Source organism: Streptomyces sp. NPDC054796 (assembly GCF_053611545.1).
The window spans coordinates 107,968-131,754 of sequence record NZ_JBSHAO010000018.1 but is presented as its reverse complement, the minus strand read 5'-3'; the positions used below and the strand labels follow the sequence as shown (position 1 = coordinate 131,754).

The following is a 23,787-nucleotide window of genomic DNA, read 5'->3' as shown; positions in this document are numbered from 1 at the left end:
GCCGTCAGGGGTAGTAGCGGGTCAGGGACTCCGCGACGCAGGCGGGCTTGGGGGCTTCGTCGCCGAGTTCGAAGGTGAAGGCGCGGGTGACGTGCAGGCCGCCACCGCTCACCTCCGTCACGTCCGAGATCGCGGCGTGCAGCCTGACCCGGCTGCCGACGGGCACGGGCGAGGGGAAACGCACCCTGTCCGTGCCGTAGTTGAGGGCCATGCCGACGCCCGTCACCTGGAGCAGTTCGGCGAGCATCGGGATGCCCCAGCTCAGGATCATGTAGCCGTGCGCGATGGTGCGCCCGTACGGGCCCTGCGCGGCGCGCTCCACGTCCGTGTGGATCCACTGGTGGTCGCCGGAGACCCGTGCGTAGGTGTCGATCAGCTCCTGCGTCACCTCCCACCACTCGGAGCGGCCGAGGTCCTTCCCCGCCAGTGCCCTGATGTCCGCCATGCCGTCGGCCTGGACCGTCATCGTCTACTCCCTTTCGCCGCGTTGCTGTGTCGCTGTCGCTGTGTGTCGTCGTACGCGCCTACGGCCGGAGGTTCAGGCGGGCACGGCCGCCGTCGCGGGAGAGTGCTCGGGGGCGCCGCGCTCGTCGTGATCGGGGCGGCGCAGCAGGAGGAGCATGCAGCCGAGCGTCAGCACGACCTGGAAGACGGCGTACGCGATGACGGCGCCGATCGAGCCGGTGCGGTTCAGCAGGAACTGCCCGATGACCGGGGTCGTGCCGCCGAGCAGCGTGCCGCAGAGCTGGTAGCACAGCGAGATGCCGGTGTAGCGGACGTGGGCCGGGAAGCGGCTGGCGAGCATGCCGGCGAGGGCCGCGTAGTAGAGGCAGTGCGGGATGGTGGCGACGGCGACACCCAGCATGGCGAGACCGTAGTTCTCCGTGCTGATCAGCACGAACATCAGCGGCATCAGCACCACTTCGGGCAGCAGCATCACGCACACCGCACGGGACCAGCTCCGCATCCTCGTCGCGAGCACGGCACCGAAGGGCTGCACGATGATCTGGGTGATGTTGGCGACGAGGATGATGGTGAGGAACGAACTGCGGTCGAAGTCCAGGCTGCTGGTGGCCCAGGACAGCGCGAAGGTGGACTTGAAGTAGGTGGCCGACAGGCCGATGGTGCAGGCGCCGATGCCCAGCGCGATCAGTCCGGGGTGCGAGCGCAGCACCTCCGTCAGCGGCATCTTGGCGACCTTCTTCTTCGCGATGATCCGCGCCATCGCCGGGGACTCGGTCACCTTCATCCGCAGCAGCAGCCCGACGAAGACGAGCACGGCCGACGCCAGGAAGGGGACGCGCCAGCCCCAGGAGACGAACGCGTCGTCCGGCAGCCGGCTGATGACCAGGAAGCTCACCGTGGACAGGGTGTTCCCGACGGGGGAGCCCTGCTGCGCGAAGGCCGCGTACAGGAGCGACTTGCCCTTCGGCGCGTGCTCCGAGGCGATGAGCACCGAGCCGCCCCACTCGCCGCCGAGGCCGATGCCCTGCACCATCCGTATGAGGACGAGCAGGACGGGCGCGGCCACGCCGATGGCCGCGTAGCCGGGCAGCAGGCCGATCAGCGTCGTCGATACGCCCATCATCAGCAGGGTGATGACGAGGGTCTTCTTACGGCCGAGGCGGTCGCCGTAGTGGCCGAAGACGATGCCGCCGAGCGGGCGCGCGAGGAAGCCGACCCAGAAGGTGGCGAAGGCGACCAGCGTGCCCAGGGCGCCTTCCAGTTCGGGGAAGAAGACCTTGTCGAAGACGAGGGCCGAGGCGGTTCCGTAGATGTAGAAGTCGAACCACTCGATGGTGGAGCCGATGAAGGCTCCCAGCCCCGCGCGGTTCGCGGTCTTCCTCTGCTCCCCGGTGAGGCTCTGCTCCCCTGCGTGGGACGCGCTCATGCGGCGGCTCCGTTCCGATGGCACCGGGCGGGCGCTCGAGCGCTCGCTCAAGGCTCCGGCGTGGGTGGTGGCCGGGGCGGGCGGCGTCGTCCTGCCGCGCTCGCGCCCCGGAAGAGATGGCGGTAACCGTGCCAGCCGGGGCCCAGACGGGTCCAATACCGAATGAAGGGTTCAGTGAGACGGCCAACGTCTCAATGGGGGTCCCGGTCGGCGTGGACCCGTCCCACGGCCGGGTGGACGGTACGCGTCAGCCCGTCAGGCCGGGACGCGTTCGAAGACGGCGGCCAGCCCCTGCCCGCCGCCGATGCACATGGTCTCCAGCGCGTAGCGCGCCTCCCTGCGCCGCACCTCCCCGGCCAGCGTCGCCAGGATCCGGGCCCCGGTGGCGCCGACGGGGTGGCCGAGCGAGATGCCGGAGCCGTTGACGTTGACGCGCTCCTCGTGGTCCTTCTCGGTCAGCCCGAGGGCGCGGGTGCAGGCCAGGACCTGCGCGGCGAACGCCTCGTTCAGCTCGATCAGGTCCATGTCGTCCAGGGAGAGCCCGGCCCGCTCCAGCGCGCCGCGGGTCGCGCCGACGGGCCCCAGCCCCATGGTCCTCGCCGGTACGCCGTCCCGCGCGAAGGACACCAGCCGCAGCAGCGGCGTCAGGCCCAGCCGCTCGGCCGTCGCCGCGCCGGTGACGAGGCAGGCGGCAGCCGCGTCGTTCTGGCCGCTGGCGTTGCCCGCGGTGACCGTCGCCTCCGGGTCGGTCTTGCCCATGACGGGGCGCAGCCCGGCCAGTTGTTCGGCGGTGGTGTCGGGGCGCGGGTGCTCGTCGGTGCCGACGACGGTCTCGCCCTTGCGGGTGCGCACGGTGACCGGCGCGATCTCGTCGGCGAAGCGGCCCTCCTCCATGGCGCGCGCCGCCCTGCGCTGCGAGCGCAGCGCCAGCGCGTCCTGGTCCTCGCGGCTGACGCCGAAGTCGCGGCGCAGGTTCTCCGCCGTCTCGATCATGCCGCCGGGCACCGGGTGGTTCACCCCGCCCGCGGTGACCCGGCCGCGCGCGAGGGAGTCGTGGAGCTGGAGCCCGGGGCCCTTGATGCCCCAGCGGCCCTCGTGCGTGTAGTACGGCGCGGCGCTCATCACCTCGACGCCGCCCGCGATCACGACCTCGCTGAAGCCGCACCGCACCTGCATGGCCGCGTCGAGCACGGCCTGGAGCCCGGAGCCGCAGCGCCGGTCGGTCTGGAGGCCGGTGACCGTCTCGGGCAGCCCGGCGTCCAGCGCGGCGACCCGGCCGATGGCGGGCGCCTCCGAACTCGGGTACGCGTGCCCGAGGACGACCTCGTCCACCCGCGCGCCGTCGATCCCTGTACGGGCGACGACCTCGGCGATGACGTGCGCGGCCAGCGCGGCGGGCCGCTGGGCGGAGAGGGCGCCACCGAACCTGCCGATGGGGGTGCGTACGGGGGCGCAGATGACGACGTCGGTCGGGGCGGGGGACGACGGGGCCGTGGCCATGGTCGGGCCTTTCTCGGGAGGGCGGTGGCTGTCCGGGCGAGCGGGCGCCGGACGGGTTTCCCGCCGACCTTCGCACCCCGCACTTTGCCGGTCCAATATCCGATCCGCCTCGCACTGAGACGCACCCGCACCTAATCCGTGGGGGCCTCGGACGCCGCGTGCGTGCCGGGCGTCGGCAGGGCCTCCTCGGCGATGTCCAGGACGCTGCGCAGCGCCGCCGAGGGGTTGTCCGTGCGCCAGGCGAGCGCGGCCCGCAGCACGACGGGCGGACCGGCGAGCGGACGGTAGACCAGGCCCGTCTGCTGGATGTGCATGCAGGAGGAGAGCGTGAGGGTCACGCCGACACCCATCGCCACCAGGGCCAGGATGGTGTACGAGTCCGGCGCCTCCTGCACGATCCGCGGATGGTGCCCCGCGCTCTCGCACGCCTGGAGTGTGATGTCGCGCAGGCTGGAGCCCGTGTTCGCGGGGAAGCTGACGAACGGCTCGCCCGCGAGGTCGGCGACGTCGATCCGCTCGCGCCGCGCCAGCCGGTGGTCGGCGGGGAGCGCGCACACCAGCTCCTCCTCGTCGATCACCCGCGTCTCCACGCCGGGCTGGGTCACCGGCAGCCGGACGAAGCCCACGTCCAGCGAGCCGTCGGCGACGCGTGCCAGCGCGCGGTTGGCGTACGTCTGGCCGCGCATCACCAGCTCGATGCCGGGGTGCGCGGCGCGCACGGCCCGCGTCAGCACGGGCAGCGTCGTATGGCTGGAGGCCCCGGCGAAGCCGACCGTGACCCGCCCGTACTCCCCGCGCCCGGCCGCCTTCGCGACCCGCGTGGCGATCTCCAGGTCCTCCAGGACCGTGCGCACCGGTTTCAGGAAGGACTCCCCGGCGCTGGTGAGCCGCACCGAGCGGGTGCTGCGCTCGAAGAGCTGCACGCCCAGCTCCTTCTCCAACTGGCGGATCTGCTGGCTCAGCGGCGGCTGGGCCATGTGCAGACGCTTCGCCGCACGCCCGAAGTGCAGCTCCTCGGCGACGGCCACGAAGGAGGCCAGATAGCGCAGTTCCACGGCGGCCCTCCAGTTATCAATCTCCCGTCTCAAACTGACCTTAATTTGGTATTGGACCCCAATCAATAGGCGCTGGCAGCGTAAGAGGCGACCCGTCACCCGTCACCGCACGCGAGGAGCCGCCATGGGACAGGACGAGGACGCAGCCACCGGAACCGCCACCGGAACCGCCACCGCCGCTGTCGACAAGACGATGACGATGCGGGACGCGGTCGCCGCGTACGTCCACGACGGGGACACCGTCGCGCTGGAGGGCTTCACCCACCTCATCCCGACGGCCGCCGGGCACGAGATCATCCGGCAGGGCCGCAGGAACCTCACCGTCGTGCGGATGACCGCCGACATCGTGGTGGACCAGATGCTCGCCTCCGGCTGCGTGTCCCGGCTCGTCTCCTCCTTCGTCGGCAACTCCTCGGCCGGTTCGCTCGGCGAGCTGCGCCGCCGGGTGGAGAAGGGCCTGCCCGAGCCGCTGGTCTTCGAGGAGTACAGCCACTACGGGCTCATCTGCCGCTATCTCGCGGGCGCCCAGCGGCTGCCGTTCTACCCGCTGCGCTCCTACGGCGGCAGCGACCTGCCCCGCGTCAACCCGGACCTGCGCAAGGTCACCTCGCCCTACCCAGGCCCCGACGGGGAGCACGAGGAGATCTACGTCGTACCGCCCGTCAACCCGGACGTGACGATCATCCACGCGCAGCGCGCCGACCGCGCGGGCAACACCCAGATCTGGGGCCTCACCGGCATCCAGGCCGAGGCGGTGTACGCGGCACGCAAGGCCGTGGTCGTCGTGGAGGAGGTCGTCGACGACGAGGTCGTCCGCTCCGACCCGAACCGCACCGTCGTCCCCGCGCACGCCGTGGACGCCGTGGTCGTCTGCCCGCGCGGCGCCCACCCCTCCTTCGCGCAGGGCTACTACGACAGGGACAACGCCTTCTACCGCGCCTGGTCCGCGATCAGCAAGGACGAGGAGCGGCTGCACGCCTGGCTGGCCGAGTGGGTGCACGGCACGCGGGACCACGCCGAGTACGTGGAGCGGCTCGGCGAGGAGCACTGGGCGCGGCTGGCCGTCGGCGACGCCATGAGCCTGCCGGTGAACTACGGGCGGCGGCTGTGACGCGCGTGCCGTCCCGGCCACCGTTGCCGTCCCGGACACCGGTGCCACCCCTGAAGGGCAGCGCCAGGGCCGCCGTCCTCCGCCGTACCTCCCGACTCCCGGAAGCGAGCCGCGCATGACCCCCGCCCCCACGACCGCCGAGGGACCCCGAGCCGGGTCCGCGACCCCCTCCGAGCTGCTGTCCGTGATCGCCTCCAGGGAACTCGCGGGCAGGCGGACCGTCTTCGCGGGCATCGGACTGCCCACCCTCGCCGCCTCCCTGGCCCATCTGACGGTCGCTCCGAGCCTGGAGATCGTCTACGAGTCCGGGGTGTGCGGCGCCCACCCCTCCCACCTCCCCGAGACCATCGCGGACGCCGTCCTCATCACCGGCGCCGAGGCGGTCCTCTCGATGCCCGCGCTCTTCGGCTCCGTCCTCCAGGGCGGCCACATCGACGTCGGCTTCCTGGGCGCGGCCCAGATCGACAAGTGGGGCAGCCTCAACTCCTCCGTCATCGGCGACTGGCACAGCCCCACCGTCCGGCTGCCGGGCTCGGGCGGGGCCAACGAGGTGATGGCCAACTCCCGCGAGGTCTTCGTCGTCATGCGCCGCCACGACCCGCGCTCCTTCACCGAACGCCTCGACTTCTGCACCTCGCCCGGCCCCGACCGCGCCCTGGAGGACGGCATCAGGCCGCTGGGCGCCGGGGTCACCCGCGTCATCACGGAGCTGGGCATCCTCGCCCGCGAGGGGGTGGGGGAGGAGCTGCGGCTGGCTGCCGTGCACCCCGGGGTGAGCGTCGAGCGGGTACGGGAGGCGACCGGCTGGGACCTGGCCGTCGCCGACACCGTCCGGACCATCGAGCCGCCCACCGACGCCGAACTGCGGCTGCTGCGCGACGATGTCGATCCCGACCGTGTGTACCTGCGCTGAACCGGCGCGGAACCGAGAACGGGACCGGAAGTGGAACCGAGAGCGGAACTGAGAGGAGCGGCAACCTGATGAACCCTATGGGCAGCCCTATGCGTATCAGGATCGTCGGAGCCGGGGTCATGGGACGCGGCATCGCCCAGTGGGCGGCGACGGCGGGCCACACCGTCGAACTCGCGGACGCGCGCCAGGAGTCGGTGACCGAGGCCCGCGAGTTCGTGCGCGGCATGCTGGAGCGTGCCGTCGCCAAGGGACGCACCAGTGAGGCGGAGGCGTCCGCTGCGCTGGAGCGGCTGGTCCCGCTGGAGAGCCCCTACGCCGCGCCCGCCGACGACGAGCACGCGCCGGCGCTGGTCGTCGAGGCCGTCAGGGAGGACCTGGAGACCAAGGCGGGCCTGTTCACCGAGCTGGAGAAGGTGCTGCCCGCCGCCACCGTTTTCGCCACCAACACCTCCTCTCTCTCCGTCACCGAGATCGGCGCCCGGCTCGCCGACCCCTCGCGGCTGGCGGGGCTGCACTTCTTCAACCCGGTGCCGCTGATGCGGATCGCCGAGGTCGTGCCGGGCGCCGCGACCCGCGCGGACATCCCCGGCGCGCTCACGGAGTTCGTCGAGCAGTGCGGCCACCGCGCCGTCACCGTCGCCGACACCCCCGGCTTCCTCGTCAACCACGCGGGCCGCGGACTGGTCACCGAGGCGCTCGCGCTGCTGGAGGAGAACGTCGCGGAACCGGCCGCGCTGGACCGGATCGCGCGCGACGTGCTCGGGCTGCGCATGGGCCCGTTCGAGCTGATGGACCTGACGGGGCTCGACGTCACCGCCTCCGTCATCGACACGGTGTGGCGCGGCTTCCGGCACGCCGACCGGCTGCGCCCCTCCTATCTGACCGCGAACCGCGTCGTGGCGGGTCTGCACGGGCGCAAGACGGGGCGCGGCTGGTACGCGTACGGGGAGGCGGCGGCCGGGGCCGCCGCCTCGGATGCCCCGGCTGAGGGCCCGCAGTCCGGCGACACGGGACGCGCCGTGACCGTCGCGGGAGAGGGCGCGGCGGCCGGAGAGCTGCGCGCGCTGCTGGCCGCCTCCGGGGCGCGGCTCGACGAGGCGGACCCGCGCGCCCTCCTCCTCGTGCCGACGTGGGGGACGACCGTGGCCGATGCCGTCGAGCGCCACGGGCTGGACGCGGGGCGCACCCTCGGCGTCGACCCGCTCTCCCTCGCCACGCCGCGCCGCGTCCTCGCGGTGACCCCGGCGTCGGCGCCGGAGGCGGTACGGGACGCGGTCGCGGTCCTCGCGGCGACGGGAGGCGAGGGCGGCGGGAGCACCGAGCAGGGCACGGCGCCCGCGCGGGTCACGGTCGTACGGGACACCGCCGGATCCGTCGCGCAGCGGCTGCTGGCGTCCATCGTCGGCGTGGCCGCTTCCATCGCCGAACGGGCCATCGCCACCCCGGCCGACATCGACCTCGCCGTCACCCTCGGGCTCGGCTACCCGCACGGCCCGCTGGCCTGGGGCGAGCGCGTCGGCGCCGCGCGGCTGCTCGGGCTCCAGCGTGCGCTGCACGCCACGACGGGCGACCCTCGTTACCGGCCCACCCGCTGGGTCACCGAGCGCGCCCAGCTCGGGCTGCCGCTGACGGCCCCGGACGCGCCCCTGCCGTAGTCCCTCCCGTAGAGCCGTCGCACCCCGCACCGCACCGCACCAACCATCCGGATCAGTGAGCTGATCCTCAAGGACGAGGAGAACACTCCATGGACCCGAGGGACTTCGGCCTCTCCGAGACACAGCGCGACTTCCGCGCCATGGCAGCCGAGTTCGTCGACGCCGAGATCGTGCCGCACACCCGCGAGTGGGACCGCGCGGAACGCGTCGACCCCGGCATCGTCAAACGCCTCGGCGAGCTGGGCTTCCTGGGCCTCGCCGTGCCCGAGGAGTACGGCGGCGTCGAGGCCGACACGCTCTCGTACACCCTGGTCACCGAGGAGCTGGGGCGTGGCGACTCCTCCGTGCGCGGCATCGTCTCCGTCTCCCTCGGCCTGGTCACCAAGACCATCGCCGCATATGGCACGGACGCGCAGAAAAGCGCGTGGATACCCCGGCTCACGGCGGGTGAGGCGCTCGGCTGCTTCGCCCTCACCGAGCCTGGCACCGGCTCCGACGCGGGCTCGCTCACCACGCGCGCCACCCGCGACGGCGGCGACTGGGTCATCGACGGCGGCAAGATGTTCATCACCAACGGCACCGTCGCCGAGGTCGCCCTCACCTTCGCGCGCACGAGCGAGAAGGGCATCACCGCCTTCCTCGTGCCCACCTCCACGCCCGGCTTCACCGCGACCGAGATCCACGGCAAGCTCGGACTGCGCGGCCAGGCCACGGCCGAGATCACCTACGAGGGCGTCCGCGTCCCCGACGCGGCCCGGCTCGGCGAGGTCGACCGCGGCCTGGGCATCGCGCTCGGCGCGCTCTCCCGCGGCCGGGTGTCCGTCGCGGCGGGCTCGGTCGGCGTGGCCCAGGCGGCGCTGGACGCGGCGGTGCGCTACTCGACGGAGCGGGAGCAGTTCGGAAAGCCCGTCGCCTCCTTCCAGCTCGTGCAGGAGCTGCTCGCCGACTCGGCCGTCGACGTGCGTGCCTCGCGGCTGCTCACCCACCAGGTGGCACGGATGGCGGACGCGGGGGTGACGCCGAAGGAGTACGCGACGGAGGCGTCCATCGCGAAGTACCACGCCAGCGAGACCGCCGTGCGGGTCAGCAACAACTGCCTCCAGGTCTTCGGCGGTTACGGCTTCATCGACGAGTACCCGGTGGGCAAGTACCTGCGCGACGCGCGCGTGCTGACGCTCTACGAAGGCACCAGCCAGGTCCAGAAACTCATCATCGGCCGCGCGCTGACCGGGCTGAACGCGATGTCGTGACGCGTGCGTGTGTGAGGTGTGCGTGCGCGGGGCCGCCGCCCCCCGTGGTGGCGGCGGCCCCGCGTGCGGGCAGGGGCAGGCTCAGTCGACGTATTCGCCGGTGCGGTAGCGGCGGGCCTCGCGCCTTCCCTCGTACCGCTCCTTGCGGTTGCCGGTCCTGACCATGCCCTGCCACTCCTTCCTGCAACGGCGCTTCTGGCAGCCCGCGCAGCAGGTGTGGCCGAACAGCAGCGCGCCGGGGTCCTCCCAGCGGCAGTGCGTGCCGGGGTCCTCCCCGGTGGGTTCCGGCGGCAGGTCGCAGGCGGCGTATCGGTGGTCGTGTACCGGCCTGGGTCCGTGCTCAGCGTGGCGCACCCACAGGGGCTTCGTCTTGTCCGTGCGGGACATCTCGTTCCTTCCGGAACCGCCGCCCGTGCTCCCGGAACCTCCGGGCGGGCGGCCAGGTTCGCCACCGCGTCCACAGCATGGCGACTCCCTCCCTCTTGACGGAAACCTGTCAGGCTATCGACGGACAATGGATCCGACAAGACCGGTTCCCGGCCCAACCGTTCCCTTTGAGGCAACCCCTAAGGGATCCGCACCCGGTGGTGCCGCGCGGCGATGCGGAGGTCCGCCTCGACGGCGGCGGCCGTCGCCCGCAGCGCCGGAAGGAGCGCGTCCCTGGTCGTCTCCAGGGGCTCGGAGCCGGAGTGCTGGGCGACGTTGAGCGCCGCGATGACCCGGCCCCCGGCATCCCTGAGCGGCACGGCCACCGAGCGCAGGCCCACCTCCAGCTCCTGGTCGATGGCGGCGTACCCCGACCGCGCCGTTGCCTCCACGATCCGCGCGAGCCGTGGCACGGAGGTGACGGTGTGCTCCGTGAAGGCGCGCGGCTCGGCGCGCTCCAGCACGTGTGCGCGCTCCGTCTCGGGCAGCCCGGCGAGGAGGACCCGGCCCATGGCCGTGGCGTAGGCGGGGAAGCGCGTTCCGAGCGTGATGCTGATGCTCATGATGCGGATGGTGGGCACCCGGGCCACGTAGAGGATGTCGGTGCCGTCCAGCACCGTCACGGAGGCCGACTCGTGGACCCGCGCCACCAGGCCGCGCAGATGCGGCTGGGCGATGTCGGCGAAGGACAGGCCCGTCAGATGCGCGTAGCCCAGTTCCAGGACGCGGGGGAGGGGACGGAAGAGGTGGTCCGAGCACTCCGCGTAGCCCAGCTCCTCCAGGGTGAGCAGCGAGCGGCGCGCCGTCGCCCGGGCCAGCCCCGTCGCCTCGGCGACGGCCGAGAGCGACATGCCCTGGCCTGACGGTCCCTCGCCGAGGGCGCGCAGCACCGTCAGGCCACGGGCGAGGGACTGGAGGAAGCCCGCGCCCAGCTCGCTCTTCGCGCTCCGCGCGGGGTCGCCGCCTGACCCGGCGGCGTCCGCGTCCCCGGCGCCATGCGCACGGTTCCTCTCCCCCGCCCGCGCCGCGAGCGTCGACTCCATCGTGGCGGCCGCCTCGCGCAGCCTCGGCAGCACCGTGCGGGCGAGGTCACGCGCGCTGTGCCTGCTGGTGTGGCTGACCGCGCTGAGCGCGCAGGCCGTACGCCCGTCCGGCCCGCGCACCGGCACGGCGACGGCCACGAGGCCCGGCTCGATGAGCTGGTCGTCCAGTGACCAGCCGTCCTCGCCCGCGGCCTCCGCGCGGCGCACGAACTCCTCCTCGGTGCCCGGCACGGCGCGCGCGGGCACGGCGGAGAAGCCCTCGTCGTGCGGGTCGGCGGCGCGGCGCCTTCGCCACGCCTCCCACTGGTCCGCGTCCCAGCGCGAGGCGAACAGGGCGCCGGGCGCGCAGCGTTCGGCGGGCAGCAGGTCGCCGATGCGGAAGGCCAGCGCCATGGTCCTGCGGCGGGTGGCCTGCACGATGAAGCGCACCCCGTCACCGTCGGGCACGGCCAGCGAGACGGACTCGTCGAAGTGGTCGGCCAGGGCCTCCGCCTGCGCGCCGAGCGCGTCGGGCAGGCCGCTGGCGGAGAGGTAGGCGTTGCCCAGTTCCATCAGCCGGGGCGCGAGCACCGCCTCCTGGCCGTCGAAGCGCACATGGCCGAGCCGGTCCAGGGTGGCGATGACCCGGTCCACCGTGGAGCGGGCCAGTCCCGTGGCCCGTACGAGGTCACCGGGGCGCGCGCTCTCCTTTCCCGGCCAGGACATGGCGCGCAGCACGGCGAGCCCCCGTTCCAGGGGTCGTACGGATTCCTGCTGCGGCATCGCGCCCTCCTCCTCGTGGCCGTCTCCGTCCTCATCCCCGTGACGTCGGCCCGTGGCATCCGTCGACCTCCATGGAAGGCGATTCGCGCGCAACCGTTGACACCGGCCCCCCGCGGTCGGAGACTCCCGTCAAACATTATGAACGAAAGTTCACCAGGCGAACACCCCCGGTGGACGCGATCAGCGGACCCGCCGCGCCGCGCCCGTTACGTATGAGCGGCACACGCGGCACGCACGAAGGGAAACAACCGATGCGCACCACCGTCGGCATCATCGGCGCGGGCCCCGCCGGCCTCCTCCTCGCCCGCCTCCTGCACCGCGCCGGGATCGACTCGGTCGTCCTGGAGGCCCGCGACCGCGCCTACGTCGAAGCGCGGCAGCGCGCCGGGATCCTGGAGCAGGGCACCGTCGACGTGTTGCGCGAGTGCGGCGCGGGCGCGCGCATGGACCGCGAGGGGCTGCGCCACGACGGCATCGAGCTGCGCTTCGACCGGCGCCGCCACCGCGTCGACTTCCCCGAGCTGACGGGCGGAAAGTCCGTAATGGTCTATGCGCAGACCGAAATGGTCAAGGACCTGATCGCCCTCCACGTGGACGATGGCGGCCCGCTGCTCTTCGAGGCGAAGGCACTGGCCGTCGAGGAGCCGGACTCGGAGCACCCGCGCGTCCGCTACGTCCACGAGGGCGTCGAACACACCCTGGAGTGCGACTACGTGGTCGGCTGCGACGGCTTCTGGGGTGTCGCCCGCGAGGCCGTGCCCCGCGAGCTGTCGCGGGTCTTCGAGCGCACGTACCCCTTCGGCTGGCTCGGCGTCCTCGCCGACGTGCCGCCCTCCAACGACGAACTGGTCTACGCACGCCACGACCGGGGTTTCGCGCTGCTCAGCATGCGCTCGCCCGAGGTCTCCCGCCTCTACCTTCAGGTGCCCGACGGGACCGACCCCGACGAGTGGAGCGACGAGGAGATCTGGGACGAACTGGAGCGCCGCTTCGAGACCGCCGACGGCTGGTCGCTCAAACGCGGGCCCGTCACCTCCAAGTCGGTGACCCCGATGCGCAGCTTCGTCCACGAGCCGATGCGCCACGGCCGCCTCTTCCTCGCGGGCGACGCGGCACACATCGTCCCGCCGACCGGTGCCAAGGGCCTCAACCTCGCCGTCAGCGACGTGGTCACCTTCGCGCGCGGCCTGGTCCGGCTGCGCGAGACCGGCTCGGCCGACCGGCTCGACGCCTACTCCGAGACGTGTCTGCGCCGGGTGTGGCAGGCCGAGCGGTTCAGCTACGCGATGACGACCATGCTCCACCGTGTCCCCGACGCGACCGCCTTCGACGACCGCCTCCAGCGCGCTCAGCTCGAGCGCATCGCCGCCGCCCGCTCGGCCGCCACCGACCTCGCCGAGAACTACACGGGCCTCCCCTTCGGCTGATCCCTGCCCTCCCTCGCACCGCTCCCCGCCCGCGTTCCCGTCCCCGTAGAAACGAGAGCCGCATGTCCTCCCCTTCCTCCGGATCCCCCGACCGGCCACCCACCCCCGCCGCACCCGAGGGCCGTACGCACAGCTTCCGCTCCGTGGCCCTGGTCCTCGGGCTGTGCTGGATGGCCGTCTTCTTCGACGGCATGGACGTCAACATCTACGGCGCCGTCATGCCCCACCTCCTGGACGACGGCGCCCTCGGGCTGACCGAGAGCACGGCGGGCACCATCGGGAGCTGGACGACGTTCGGCATGCTCATCGGCGCGCTGACGGCGGGCACGTTCACGGACTGGCTCGGGCGCAGGCCCGTACTGGTCTGGAGCGTCGTCCTCTTCTCGCTGGGCTCCGCCGTGTGCGCGCTCGCGGGGTCGGCCGCGCTCTTCGGCGGCGGGCGCTTCCTCGCCGGGCTCGGTCTCGGCGGGCTGATGCCGATCTGCCTGGCCATGGTCGCGGAGTTCGCGCCGCCGCGCAGGGCCGCGCTGGCCGTCGGCATGCTGATGACCTCGTACCACGCGGGCGGCATGGCGGCCACCGGGCTCGGCCTGGGCATCGCGCCCTCGTTCGGCTGGCGCTGGGTCTTCTGGGCGGGCGTGCTGCCTGCCGTCATCGCGGTGCCGTTGCTGCTGAAGCTGCTGCCCGAGTCGCCCGGCGTGCTGCTGGCGCGGGGCCGCAAGGCGGACGCCGACGCCGTCGCCGACCGCTACGGCATGCCGCGGCCCGTCCCCGCCGAGGCACCGGAGAGCGGCGCGAAGGGCCGGGTCACGGCGGTGCTGGCGCTGTTCGGGCGCGGCACCCGCTGGGCCACTCCGCTCCTGTGGACCGCCTCCTTCTGCGGGCTGCTCCTCGTCTACGGGGTCAGCACCTGGCTGCCGCAGCTCATGCGCGCCTCCGGCTACGGCCTGACGTCCTCCGTCAGCTTCCTGCTCGTCATCAACGCGGGCGGCATCGTCGGCATGCTGATCGCGGGCCGTACCGCCGACCGCTTCGGCCCGGTGCGGGTCTCCGCGATCTGGTTCGTGCTCACGGCGGGCGGCGCACTGCTCCTCAAGGCGCACCTGCCGCTGGGCGTCACCTACGCCGTGGTCTTCGTCACCGGTGTCTGGCTCTTCAGCGCCCAGGTGATGGTCTACGCCGCGAGCAATGCCACCTACGCACCGGCCGAGCGCGCCGCCGGGCTCGGCTGGGTGACGGGCATCGGGCGCAGCGGCGCCATCGTCGGGCCCTGGATGGGCGGTGCCGTCCTCGCCAACGGGACGGCGGGCTGGGGGTTCACCGCGTTCGCGCTGGCCGGACTGCTCGGCGCGCTGACCATCGCGCTCGTTCCGCTCGCCGTTCGGGTACAACGGAGGCGGGCGGAAGGTTCCGTTCCGGGCCCGGCCGACACCCCGCTCCAGCCACAGAGCTGAGCCGGCGGACCAGGGGGCCAGCGGGCCAGCGAACCGGCGCACCAGCCGATCAGCGGACCTGCCGATCAGCAGACCAGAAGAAAGGACCCGTCATGACCCTCCACCGCGGCCTCCTCATCGGTGGCCAGGAGGTCCCGGCCACCTCGGGGCGCACCGAGGACGACATCAACCCCTCCACGGGCGAGGTCTACGCCACCGTCGCCGCAGCGGGCGCCCAGGACGTCGAGCGCGCCGTCGACGCGGCCGAGTCCGCGGCCGAGGCGTGGGCCGCGACGGGCACTGGCGCGCGCCGCGCGGTCTTCCTCAAGGCGGCCGAGCTGCTGGAGTCGCGCGGCGATGCTGCCGTCTCGCTGATGGCCGAGGAGGTCGGCGGCAGCCGCCCCTGGGCGCTGTTCAACGTGCACCTGGCCGCCGGGATCCTGCGCGAGGCAGCGGCGGCGGTCAGCGCGCCGCGCGGCGAGGTGCTGACCCCGGACGACGGCGGCTCGCTGAGCCTCGCCGTACGCGAACCCGTCGGCGTCGTCGCCGCCTTCGCGCCGTGGAACGCACCGCTGATCCTCGGCATCAGGGCCGTGGCCGCGCCGCTCGCCGCGGGCAACACGGTCGTCGTCAAGCCCAGCGAGGAAGCGCCGCTGGCCTGCGGCTACTTCCTCGCCGACGTGCTGCGCGAGGCGGGGCTGCCGGACGGCGCGCTGAACGTCGTCAGCAACGCGCGCGAGGACGCGGCAGAGGTCGCCGAGGCACTCGTCGGCGACCCGCGCGTGCGGGCCGTCAACTTCACCGGGTCCACGAACGTCGGCCGCGTCATCGGCAACCTCGCCTCCCAGCACCTGAAGCCCGCCGTGCTGGAACTGGGCGGCAAGAACGCCATCGTCGTGCTCGACGACGCCGACGTCGACTACGCCGTGGAGGCCGCCACCTTCGGCGTCTTCATGAACGCGGGCCAGATCTGCATGTCGGGCGACCGCGTCCTGGTGCACGAGTCACTGGCGGCCGACTTCACCGAGAAGTTCGCCGCGAAGGTCTCCGCACTGCCCCACGGCGCCCCCACGGACCCGGAGACGGTCATCGGGCCCCTGGTCAGCGAGGCTGCGGCACACCGCGTCGCCGCGCTCGTCCAGGACGCGGTCGGCAAGGGCGCGAAGGTCCTCGCGGGCGGCGGCGCGCCCACGGGGGCCGTGCATCCGGCGACGGTGCTCAGCGGCGTCACCAAGGAGATGGACCTCTACTACGGTGAGGCGTTCGGCCCGGTCTGCGCGGTGATGCCCTTCGCCGACGACGAGGAGGCCATCCGCCTTGTCAACGACACGGACCACGGCCTGACCTGCGGCATCCTCACGGAGAACGGCACCCACGGCCTGGCCGTCGCCCGCCGCGTCCGCACGGGCATCGTCCACGTCAACGACCAGTCGGTGGCGGACGAGCCGCAGGCCCCGTTCGGCGGCGTCAAGTCCTCGGGCTACGGCCGCTTCGGCGGCCGCTGGGGCATCGAGGCGTTCACGAACACCCGCTGGGTCACGCTGGCCTCGGAGCACGCGCGGTATCCGTTCTGAGGGCGTCCGCAAAAAGGTGCTGGGTTGAGTTCGGTGCGGAGGTGACCGGCCCTCGCTGAGGATGTCGAGGCGCCCGACACGATGGGTCCCGTGTCGGGCGCCTTCGTAGTGTCCGGGTACGCCTACGCGGCGGGCGTGTACGGCATGCAGTCCTCGTCCCTGGTGGGGGCGGCACTGACGGAAGAGGCGGCCGGGTCAGTCGTCCCGTTGGCTATGGAGAGGTTCGTTATGAGGAGAGCGGACCAAGCCAGAGTGGGTATGGCGACAACCGAGAGGACGAGACGGGAAAACGTCGCTCCTGGAAGGGCTGAAGGCACAGGCTTCTCCTCTGAGAATTTCATGAATGAGGCGCACGGAAGGCGCGGTTGGGATGCTCGGCTTTGCGGGGAACCCCTGGGGAGCGCCCAGCGCTGAGTGAGCGTCATCTTGCACCAACAGCGGCTCTCGATCAAACCAGCGAACCTCGCACACGTCTTCTGGTGAGAAGTGTCCCGTGATGCGTAGGCCAAAGATTGAGCGTGACAAGTGTGCCCGAGTCAATTACTGACGGGTCGCCAATGTTCGAATTTCTGAGGTTGTCCAGACCAATTCAGTGTCCGTGTGAACGAGGAGGGACCTCTGCGGGCGTCTCCGGCGCGCCCTCTACCCCTTCCAGTTCCCGCAGTGCGAGCAGCTCCGCTCCGCGCGCGTGGGTACGGCGGGCAATGGTGAGGCTCTGGGTCAGGTGACGGGCCGCCTGCTGGAACCTGCCGGTGTGCTGGGCCGCGGTGCCCAGTTGGCGCAGGGCGTGGGACTCGTCCGTGGCGGCATGGATCTGCCGGGCCAGGGTGAGTGCCGCTTTGTGATACGGAATGGATTCCTCGTGCCGCCCTGCCAGTTGAAGCGCCGCTCCGATCTGGTTCAGGGTGATGACTTCGTTCCTCTTGTCGCCTACGCTGCGGAATACCGGCAGAATATCCTTGCAGATTCTGAGGGATTCGTCCGTTAGTCCCGAGGCCGCCAGTGTGGCGGCGAAATTCATCCTGAGATTGACGTAGTCGACGCGGCTGTCCGTTTCCTGGGCGATTCTCATGGCTGCCCGATAGGAACGCTCCGCATCCTCAAATTCATTACGTTCGTGGTAAATCTGAGCAAGATTGTTCAACGCGCGTAATTCACCACGTGGATCACCTGTCGCGCGGAAGAGTTCGAGGGCTTCCCGGAATCCGTGCCACGCTTCGTCGGTTTTCCCGAGGCGTAGCTGGGTCATTGCCTTCATATTGAGGGCGCGAGCATAGTGCCGAGGATCTGCGGCCCGGTCTCGAAGGCTGAGGGAGCGCTGGAGATGAGGCAGTGCGCTGACGTAGCGGCCCTCGTGCCACTGGGGTATCGCCAGTTGGTGCAGGGCCTCCGCCTCGGTCTCCGTGTCCCGCGTCGCCCGCGCGATGTCGAGTGCTGATCTGGCTGCCGCGATGGCCTGCTCGTAGCGCGCGGCGTGCGTGTGTACCACCGCGGAATCCAGCAGTGATCGTGCCTCTGCCGACAGGTCACCTGCCTCGCGCCAGTAGGACGAGGCACGTAGCAGTGGCTGCTCGGCACTGGCCAGGTACCCCTCGCTGTCCAGGAACCCGGCGAGCGTGTGGGTCATGAGGGCCGCTCGCTCCGGGGGCCCGTTGGTGTGGGCATGGTCCAGTGCGGCCAGCAGGTTGCTGCCCTCGGTGATGAACCAGCCCTGTGCCCCGGTGCCCTCCAGGTTGCCCTCCGCGAGCGCCCGGAGATGTGGTGGAGCCGTGCCCACGTCGATGCGGACGCGATGGGGGTAAGCGATTCTGTCCGCCCGGTCGGCCGTGTGCAGATAGAGATCCAGGAGCCGGTCCAGGGCGTGCTGTCGGCCAGTGGCCGACTCCGCGGTCTCTGCCAGCGCACGCGCGTAGTCACGGATGAGGTCGTGCAGCCTGTAGCGGTCCGGCGCGGGCTCGATGAGCAGGTGCGACCCGAGAAGACTCTCGAGCACCCGTTCGGCCTCGGTGAGCGGAAGCCCCGTGAGTGCCGCCGCCGCGTGAGGGCCGAACTCGGCCCCGATGTGCAGACCCAGGCGACGGAACGCCGACTGCTGGACCGGGGTGAGCGTGCTGTGCGAGAGGTCGAAAGCCTGCGCCAGCTCCCGGTGCGCGTCCCTGATCTCGGGCAGTCTGCTGCTTCCCTGGGAGAGTCGTTGGATGAGTGTTCGTGCGTCCCACGAGGGGCGCGAGAGCAGACGGCTGGCGGCGATCTCCATGGCCAGGGGGAGATAGCCACAGAGCCGGGCGATCTCGCGGACGTCGTCCTCCTGGGCGCGGTCGGCACCGATCCGGCTGCCGAAGAGCGCCAGGGCGTCCGCGACCGACATCGGATCCAGTGACATCGACCGCGCGTCGGGCAATCCCGTGAGGCGTCGGCGGCTGGTGATGATGACGCGGACGGGCGACGCGTCGGGGAGCAGCGGCTGAAGCTGTTCCTCGTCGCGGGCGTCGTCCAGGACAAGGAGCGCGCGACGCTCGCTCATGGCGTGCCGCCAAAGCTGGGTCAGCGCGTCCAGGTCGTCGTGAGGAATCTGCGAGGCCGGGGTGCCGAGGAGTCTCAGCAGTTCGGCGAGTGCTACGGCGGCGGACAGGGGTTCCTGGTACCGGGCGTGGGCGCGGAGGTTGAGCAGGAGGCGCCCGTCGGGGAACAGGTCGCGCAGCCGGTGGGCCAGATGAACGGCCAGGACAGTCTTCCCACTTCCGGGCATACCGTCCACGGAGTAGATGACCGGGAGCCGCTGGGGCGGTGTTGGCCCTTCCCTGAGCCCCTGAGAGAGGACCGTGATCTCGCGTTCACGGCCCACCCACGGAATGTCGCGGGGCATGTTGTCCGGAGCGGGAATGCGGATCCGGGAGCGCGCGGCGTGTTGTGAGGGAAGGAGGTCGGTGACGGGGCTGCCTGCGAGGATGCCCTGTTGCACGGCCTGGAGGCGCTTGCCCGGAGCGGTGCCGAACTCCCGCAGCAGCAACCGGTGTGTGCTGTGCAGAAGGCGGCTGGCCTCGCCGGTGCGTCCGCAGCCGTGCAGAGCCAGCGCGTAACGTTCCACCAGCGATTCGTCCGTCGGGCGCTTGCCGACCACGGGGCCCAGCTCAGTGGCGGTCTCCGCGAATCTGCCCAGGGGGAGGACGATGTCGGCGCGCAGAAGCGTGCCGGAGAGTGCCTTCTCCTCGATGGAGTCGCGGATGCTCTCGGCCCAACTGCCCACCTCACCGGCCAGCGGATCGCCGGTCATCAGCCGCGCGGCACCGTCGAGCAGCCCGAGGGCTTCCTCCTGACTCCCGCTGTCGGCCAGGGCGCGTGCCTGGTCCACGAGGCTCAGGTACTGGCGCACGTCGACCGTGTCCGGGTCGGCGTCCAGAACGTAAGCATGGGCCCGGGCGTGGATGCAGGGTGCGTCCGCACCGCCGATCCGTCGCATGATTCCGCGGATGCGCGAGATGTAGACGTACAGGCTGTCTTTGGGCTTGGACGGTGGGAGTTCGTCCCAGGCGCGGTGGATGAGCGTGTCCGTCGACACCCATTGACGGGCGTCCCAGGCCAAAGCGGCGAGGATGACCCGGGCTTTCGCGGAGCGCAGAGAATGGCGCTGTTCCCCTGCCTGGATCTCGACCGGCCCCAGCAGACGGAATCTCACCAGCGCCTCCCGCCGGTTGTTCTTCCGGACAGAGATGATGACATGGCGTCAGTTGCAGCGACCAGTAACCATGCGATGACGGCTGAAACCCTCCGGTGCCCGTGTGACGTCTGGGGAAGTGGTTTTCTGTGAGGCGTTTCAGCTTGAACAAGGGGAGCGAGCTGTCGTGTTGGTTTGTTTCGCGCGATCTGGTGCCCGATCATGCCCGGAATGAGGAGGCCCGCGACGGGTGAAGAACTGAGCGACCTTCTGATATCGGCCATGACGACCGGGAGTGAACTCGGAGTTGCCGTACGGCGTCGGATGACGGAGTTCTTCGTGCGGCACGGCGCCGCACATCCCGACACTGCCGAAGCGTGGCGTTGCGCCCAAACTGGCGGAGAAAAGCGGGAATGGGACAGTCTGAGGGACTCGCTCGCGTCCCTGCTTGCGTCGGAGAGCGAGGCACGGGCGGAGATGAGGCGCTGGCTCGTCCCACACTCGGACGTCTGGCACGACGGGTGGGAGCAGGCGAACATCATTTGTGACGACGCCGCTCCCGGTACCGCAGTGCAGGCGCGGGACATTTATGGAGGGGTGCACATCCACGTGAGCAGGTACCGAGACCCCCGCTCCCCTCTTCCCCGCCAGCTTCCTCCCGCCCACGCGCACTGGGTGGGACGCGAGGATGACCTCAGGATCCTCAACGGCATACGGGAACGGCGGACCAGAGACGCCCCTCAGCTCATCACGGTCACCGGAGCGGCCGGTGTCGGCAAGACGACGCTGGTGGTCCGCTGGCTTGGGAGCCTCGCAGACTCCTTCCCGGACGGGCAGTTGTACGCCAACTTCCGAGCCAGCACGCTCTCCCCCGGCTCGCAGTCACCCGACGAAGTGCTGTCGCACTTCCTGCGGTCCGTCGGTGCCGCCCCGCCGTTCCCCGACAGAAGCGCGGACCGGATCGCGCTCTGGCGGACGTGGACGGCGGACGCGCGTCTGGCGATCCTGCTCGACGGTGCCGTCACTGCGGCTCAGGTGCGTCCCCTGCTGCCCAGCTCGCCGGACAGCCTCGTCGTGGTCACCAGCAGACAGCGACTCACCGGCCTCCTGGTGGAGGGCGCGGTTCTGCACCACGTCCGGCCGCTCCAGGCCGGGCACGCGGTGGAGTTGCTCTCACTGACGGGCGGAGGGGACCGCGTGACGGGCGCACCCGAGGCGGCACGCAGAGTGGTGGACCTGTGCGATCGGTTACCTCTGGCCATATGTGTCGCGGGCGCCCGGCTGGCCACCCGGCCCTCATGGTCCGTCGGAACGCTGGCCGACGCCCTTTCGCGGGGGAGCGGCCCCCTGGAGACGCTCAGGGTGGAGGGACGGCCCGCCGTGCGGCTGGCGCTCGATGAGTCCTACCGCGGACTGCCGCGGGAGGTGGCCCGCACCTACCGCTGCCTGGGGATGTTGCCGTCCGCCTGTTACAGCGCACACATGACGGCGGCTGCATGCCGAATACGGCTCGCCGTGGCGGAGGGGCACCTGGACACGCTGGTCGAGGCGAGCCTTCTGGAGGACAGCGGGCACGACAGCTACACCTTCCACGATCTCGTGCGCGCCCATGCGCGCGACCGCAGCGGGAGCGAGGACTCAGAAGAGGAGCGCCGCTCGCGGTTGCTGCGCTTCGCGGGCTGGTGCCTGACGACCGCCACGGCGGCGGAGGCACTGCTGGCGCCCAGCCATCGAAACCTGGCGCGCACCCCGGCGGAACCGCCCTCGGAACCCGTCGCGTTCGAGGGCGAGAAGGCTGCTCTGGCGTGGCTGGAGGCCCACAGCGCGATGCTGATGGACTTGGTCAGGGAGTGCTCCGCGCAGGGGTGGCATGAGCTGACGTGGCAACTGGTCGACGCGCTGTGGCCCATGTGGCACAGGCTCCGGCCCGTGCCGATGTGGGTGGAGGCGCATGACCTGGGGCTGCGGGCCGCGAGAGAGGCGGCGGACCGCGTGGCCGAAGGCCGCATGCTCACCTCGGGAGCGATCGGGCTGCGGCATGCCGGACGTCTGGCGGAGGCCGCCGACTGGCACGGGAAAGCGCTGCGGATCGCCCGTGAGGACAACGACCCGCGCCAGCAGGCGCAGGCGCTCAACGGGCTGGGCACCACACACCTCGAACGAGGTGACTACGGCCGGGCGGAGTCCTGCTTCGCGGAGGCGTACGAGCTGCGGCTTGCGGTGGGCTACACGAGGGGTGCGGCGCTCTCCCTGCTCCGGCTGGGGGAGACGGCGCTGGCCCTGGAAGACTTCCCGCGCGCCGTCGGGCTCTTCACCCGAGCCCACGCGGACCTGACGGCCGAGGGCGACACGCACGACGCGGCGCGTGCTCTGGCTCTTCTCGGGCGGGCCAAGTGCGGTGCGGGCGACACCGCGGACGGGGAGCCGCTGCTTCGCCGGGCTCTCGAAGCGTTCCGGGCTGCCGGGTCCCGTCACTGGGAAGCGCGTGCCTGGGAGCTGCTGGGGCAGTGCGCCGAGCAGCGGGAGGACGGGCTTGAGGCACGGGACCGGTACGGCCGGTCCCGTGCGCTCTACGAGAAGATCAGCCCCGCCGACACGGAACGGATCTCGGGACGGCTACGACGTCTGTGACCCGTCGCGGCCCGTACGCTCACGGCATCAGCCGGCGCATCCCCCATGTGCCGCGGAGAGACCGTGGAGCGTCGGCCAGGCGCCCGTCGTGCGGCCGTACCGGCGGACCAGCGCCGGATACGCCCCTCCCTCGGCCGTGGCGACACACACCGCGCAGGCGGCGCACGACGTGGCGCAGTCGCCTCCGCCACGGGGCGCGACGGTGTGCCGCGTCCATCTGCGGGCTGCGCACGTGTCCCCCCACGTGACGTGCACCTCGTGCGTACCCGGACTCGCGCTCACGCCAGCAGCTCCGGACGCCCGCCCGTCCACGCGTCCAGGCACGGCGGAACCGGCGCGGGCTCCGTGCGTACGGGGTAGGCGGGTTCGCTCAGGCCCAGTTGCGCGTAGAGGAGGGCGCGCATCCGGCGGCGGTAGGCACCGGGCGCCGAGGAGATGCGCGCGGCGACCGGTTCGTACGCGGCCGGGCGGTAGTGGTCGGCCGCGTACCGTAGCTGGTCCTCCAGCGGGTGCAGCGGCGAGAGCGCGGGAGCCACCCGGGCGAGCACCGCCGTCGGGGAGTCGGCGGTCACCTCGCGTGCCGGGTACCGCGCCATCAGTATCGGGACCCGGGCCAGCGCACCGTACGCGGTCACCGAACCGTGGTCCCCGATGATCCAGTCGCCGGCGACGAGCAGGCTCTGCCAGTCGTCCTCCGGCGGCACCAGCGCGATGCCGCGGCGGCGGCAGTCCGACAGCCACGCCCGCACCTGCCAGCCGCCGTGCCCGGCCCAGACGTTCGGGTGGGCCAGCACCGCGACCCGGAACCGTCCGGGGGGTAACTCGGCGAGCAGCCGGGGCAGCAGGCTGCCGAGGTGGCCGAACGAGGAGGAGACACCCCACGTCGAGGGCACGACCACCAGTCGCTCTCCGGGGCGCAGGCCGAGCGCCTCCCGGTACCGCGCCCGGTGCGGAAGGCTGGCCAGGATGCGGTCGTGGCTCGGGTCGCCGACCACGGACGCGACGGGCAACGCCTCAGGACAGGACTCGGCCAGCACCTCCAGGTCGCGCTCGTGCGAGAACGCGACAGCGGCCGGAACCACCTTGCCGTCCCTCACCAGATGCTGACGGCTGAGCATGCCGCCGGTGCGCGGAGCGCCGACCGTGTGCCCCGCGGGGCGACGCAGGAGCTTGATGTGGCCGGCCCCGTGGGACAGCCGGATGACGCGTGCCCTGAGTTGGTCGATGCCCTGAGAACCGGCGGCGAGAGCGACGTCGAACTCCGTGGCCAGAGCCAGCTTCCACGGGATCACCTCGATGCCCATGGAACGCAGATAGTCGGTCACACCCTCGCTGAAGGCGTGCGGTGCCACCGTGAACACGACCTGGACCCGCAGATCGGATTCCAGGAGTTCGAACACCTCACGGAGTCGCTGTGCGTATGTCATGGTGTGAGCCACGACCAGCACACTCTTCGATGTC

General features: G+C 71.6%; 16 protein-coding genes. 8 read left to right on the top strand and 8 right to left on the bottom strand.

The window, feature by feature from the left end; genetic code table 11:
• Positions 1-4: 4 nt before the first annotated feature.
• From ACWGJ2_RS17640 to ACWGJ2_RS17625, 4 genes are all read right to left on the bottom strand, one after another.
• The gene (locus ACWGJ2_RS17640; RefSeq protein WP_453347001.1) at positions 5-466 is read right to left on the bottom strand and encodes a MaoC family dehydratase; all 462 of its coding nucleotides are present in this window, start codon (positions 464-466) and stop codon (positions 5-7) included.
• Between the two features lie 72 nt (positions 467-538).
• Positions 539-1,891: an MFS transporter gene (locus ACWGJ2_RS17635; protein ID WP_453347000.1), complete on the bottom strand. Its 1,353-nt coding sequence runs from the start codon at positions 1,889-1,891 to the stop codon at positions 539-541.
• A 255-nt stretch (positions 1,892-2,146) separates the two neighbouring features.
• Positions 2,147-3,391: an acetyl-CoA C-acetyltransferase gene (locus ACWGJ2_RS17630; RefSeq protein WP_453346999.1), complete on the bottom strand. Its 1,245-nt coding sequence runs from the start codon at positions 3,389-3,391 to the stop codon at positions 2,147-2,149.
• Between the two features lie 131 nt (positions 3,392-3,522).
• Complete coding sequence (locus ACWGJ2_RS17625; protein ID WP_453346998.1) at positions 3,523-4,446, bottom strand: LysR family transcriptional regulator; 924 nt, start codon at positions 4,444-4,446, stop codon at positions 3,523-3,525.
• Positions 4,447-4,639: 193 nt separating this feature from the next.
• Here ACWGJ2_RS17625 and ACWGJ2_RS17620 point away from each other — a divergent pair, with 193 nt between their 5' ends.
• From ACWGJ2_RS17620 to ACWGJ2_RS17605, 4 genes are all read left to right on the top strand, one after another.
• Positions 4,640-5,557, top strand: a complete 918-nt coding sequence (locus ACWGJ2_RS17620) for a CoA transferase subunit A (protein WP_453347026.1) — start codon at positions 4,640-4,642, stop codon at positions 5,555-5,557.
• 115 nt (positions 5,558-5,672) lie between these two features.
• Complete coding sequence (locus ACWGJ2_RS17615; protein ID WP_453346997.1) at positions 5,673-6,470, top strand: CoA-transferase subunit beta; 798 nt, start codon at positions 5,673-5,675, stop codon at positions 6,468-6,470.
• An 89-nt stretch (positions 6,471-6,559) separates the two neighbouring features.
• Positions 6,560-8,125 (top strand): 3-hydroxyacyl-CoA dehydrogenase, encoded by a 1,566-nt coding sequence (locus ACWGJ2_RS17610; protein WP_453346996.1) that lies wholly within the window; start codon positions 6,560-6,562, stop codon positions 8,123-8,125.
• Positions 8,126-8,214: 89 nt separating this feature from the next.
• Positions 8,215-9,375 carry an acyl-CoA dehydrogenase family protein gene (locus ACWGJ2_RS17605; RefSeq protein ID WP_453346995.1) on the top strand — a complete coding sequence of 387 codons (1,161 nt, stop codon included), beginning with the start codon at positions 8,215-8,217 and terminating at the stop codon, positions 9,373-9,375.
• 81 nt (positions 9,376-9,456) lie between these two features.
• Here ACWGJ2_RS17605 and ACWGJ2_RS17600 read toward each other — a convergent pair whose 3' ends face one another.
• Together ACWGJ2_RS17600 and ACWGJ2_RS17595 are read right to left on the bottom strand one after the other, a co-directional pair.
• Positions 9,457-9,762, bottom strand: coding sequence for a hypothetical protein (locus tag ACWGJ2_RS17600; RefSeq protein ID WP_453346994.1), 306 nt, complete (start codon positions 9,760-9,762; stop codon positions 9,457-9,459).
• Positions 9,763-9,941: 179 nt separating this feature from the next.
• A complete protein-coding gene (locus ACWGJ2_RS17595; RefSeq protein ID WP_453346993.1) occupies positions 9,942-11,606 on the bottom strand; it encodes an IclR family transcriptional regulator domain-containing protein in 1,665 nt (554 codons plus the stop codon).
• A 251-nt stretch (positions 11,607-11,857) separates the two neighbouring features.
• On the opposite strand from ACWGJ2_RS17595, the gene ACWGJ2_RS17590 reads away from it, so the two are divergent.
• The 3 genes from ACWGJ2_RS17590 to ACWGJ2_RS17580 all read left to right on the top strand — a co-directional run bounded on the left by ACWGJ2_RS17590 (position 11,858) and on the right by ACWGJ2_RS17580 (position 16,040).
• A complete protein-coding gene (locus ACWGJ2_RS17590) occupies positions 11,858-13,033 on the top strand; it encodes a 4-hydroxybenzoate 3-monooxygenase (RefSeq protein ID WP_453346992.1) in 1,176 nt (391 codons plus the stop codon).
• Positions 13,034-13,095: 62 nt separating this feature from the next.
• Positions 13,096-14,487: an MFS transporter gene (locus ACWGJ2_RS17585; protein ID WP_453346991.1), complete on the top strand. Its 1,392-nt coding sequence runs from the start codon at positions 13,096-13,098 to the stop codon at positions 14,485-14,487.
• 92 nt (positions 14,488-14,579) lie between these two features.
• Positions 14,580-16,040 (top strand): aldehyde dehydrogenase family protein, encoded by a 1,461-nt coding sequence (locus tag ACWGJ2_RS17580; RefSeq protein WP_453346990.1) that lies wholly within the window; start codon positions 14,580-14,582, stop codon positions 16,038-16,040.
• 589 nt (positions 16,041-16,629) lie between these two features.
• On the opposite strand, the gene ACWGJ2_RS17575 is transcribed toward ACWGJ2_RS17580, so the two are convergent.
• Positions 16,630-19,716 (bottom strand): tetratricopeptide repeat protein, encoded by a 3,087-nt coding sequence (locus ACWGJ2_RS17575; protein WP_453346989.1) that lies wholly within the window; start codon positions 19,714-19,716, stop codon positions 16,630-16,632.
• Positions 19,717-20,370: 654 nt separating this feature from the next.
• On the opposite strand from ACWGJ2_RS17575, the gene ACWGJ2_RS17570 reads away from it, so the two are divergent.
• Positions 20,371-22,326 carry a tetratricopeptide repeat protein gene (locus tag ACWGJ2_RS17570; protein WP_453346988.1) on the top strand — a complete coding sequence of 652 codons (1,956 nt, stop codon included), beginning with the start codon at positions 20,371-20,373 and terminating at the stop codon, positions 22,324-22,326.
• A gap of 278 nt (positions 22,327-22,604) precedes the next feature.
• Here ACWGJ2_RS17570 and ACWGJ2_RS17565 read toward each other — a convergent pair whose 3' ends face one another.
• Entirely contained in the window at positions 22,605-23,753 is a 1,149-nt protein-coding gene (locus ACWGJ2_RS17565; protein WP_453346987.1) for a hypothetical protein, read from the bottom strand.
• Positions 23,754-23,787 lie beyond the last annotated feature (34 nt).

Excerpts from the sequence above, each read along its gene's own strand:
- ACWGJ2_RS17580 (WP_453346990.1), top strand. The coding sequence starts at position 14,580 with ATGACCCTCCACCGCGGCCTCCTCATCGGTGGCCAGGAGGTCCCGGCC.
- ACWGJ2_RS17590 (WP_453346992.1), top strand. The coding sequence starts at position 11,858 with ATGCGCACCACCGTCGGCATCATCGGCGCGGGCCCCGCCGGCCTCCTC.
- ACWGJ2_RS17640 (WP_453347001.1), bottom strand. The coding sequence starts at position 466 with ATGACGGTCCAGGCCGACGGCATGGCGGACATCAGGGCACTGGCGGGG.
- ACWGJ2_RS17605 (WP_453346995.1), top strand. The coding sequence starts at position 8,215 with ATGGACCCGAGGGACTTCGGCCTCTCCGAGACACAGCGCGACTTCCGC.
- ACWGJ2_RS17615 (WP_453346997.1), top strand. The coding sequence starts at position 5,673 with ATGACCCCCGCCCCCACGACCGCCGAGGGACCCCGAGCCGGGTCCGCG.
- ACWGJ2_RS17635 (WP_453347000.1), bottom strand. The coding sequence starts at position 1,891 with ATGAGCGCGTCCCACGCAGGGGAGCAGAGCCTCACCGGGGAGCAGAGG.
- ACWGJ2_RS17620 (WP_453347026.1), top strand. The coding sequence starts at position 4,640 with ATGACGATGCGGGACGCGGTCGCCGCGTACGTCCACGACGGGGACACC.
- ACWGJ2_RS17600 (WP_453346994.1), bottom strand. The coding sequence starts at position 9,762 with ATGTCCCGCACGGACAAGACGAAGCCCCTGTGGGTGCGCCACGCTGAG.
- ACWGJ2_RS17565 (WP_453346987.1), bottom strand. The coding sequence starts at position 23,753 with ATGACATACGCACAGCGACTCCGTGAGGTGTTCGAACTCCTGGAATCC.
- ACWGJ2_RS17595 (WP_453346993.1), bottom strand. The coding sequence starts at position 11,606 with ATGCCGCAGCAGGAATCCGTACGACCCCTGGAACGGGGGCTCGCCGTG.
- ACWGJ2_RS17585 (WP_453346991.1), top strand. The coding sequence starts at position 13,096 with ATGTCCTCCCCTTCCTCCGGATCCCCCGACCGGCCACCCACCCCCGCC.
- ACWGJ2_RS17610 (WP_453346996.1), top strand. The coding sequence starts at position 6,560 with ATGCGTATCAGGATCGTCGGAGCCGGGGTCATGGGACGCGGCATCGCC.
- ACWGJ2_RS17630 (WP_453346999.1), bottom strand. The coding sequence starts at position 3,391 with ATGGCCACGGCCCCGTCGTCCCCCGCCCCGACCGACGTCGTCATCTGC.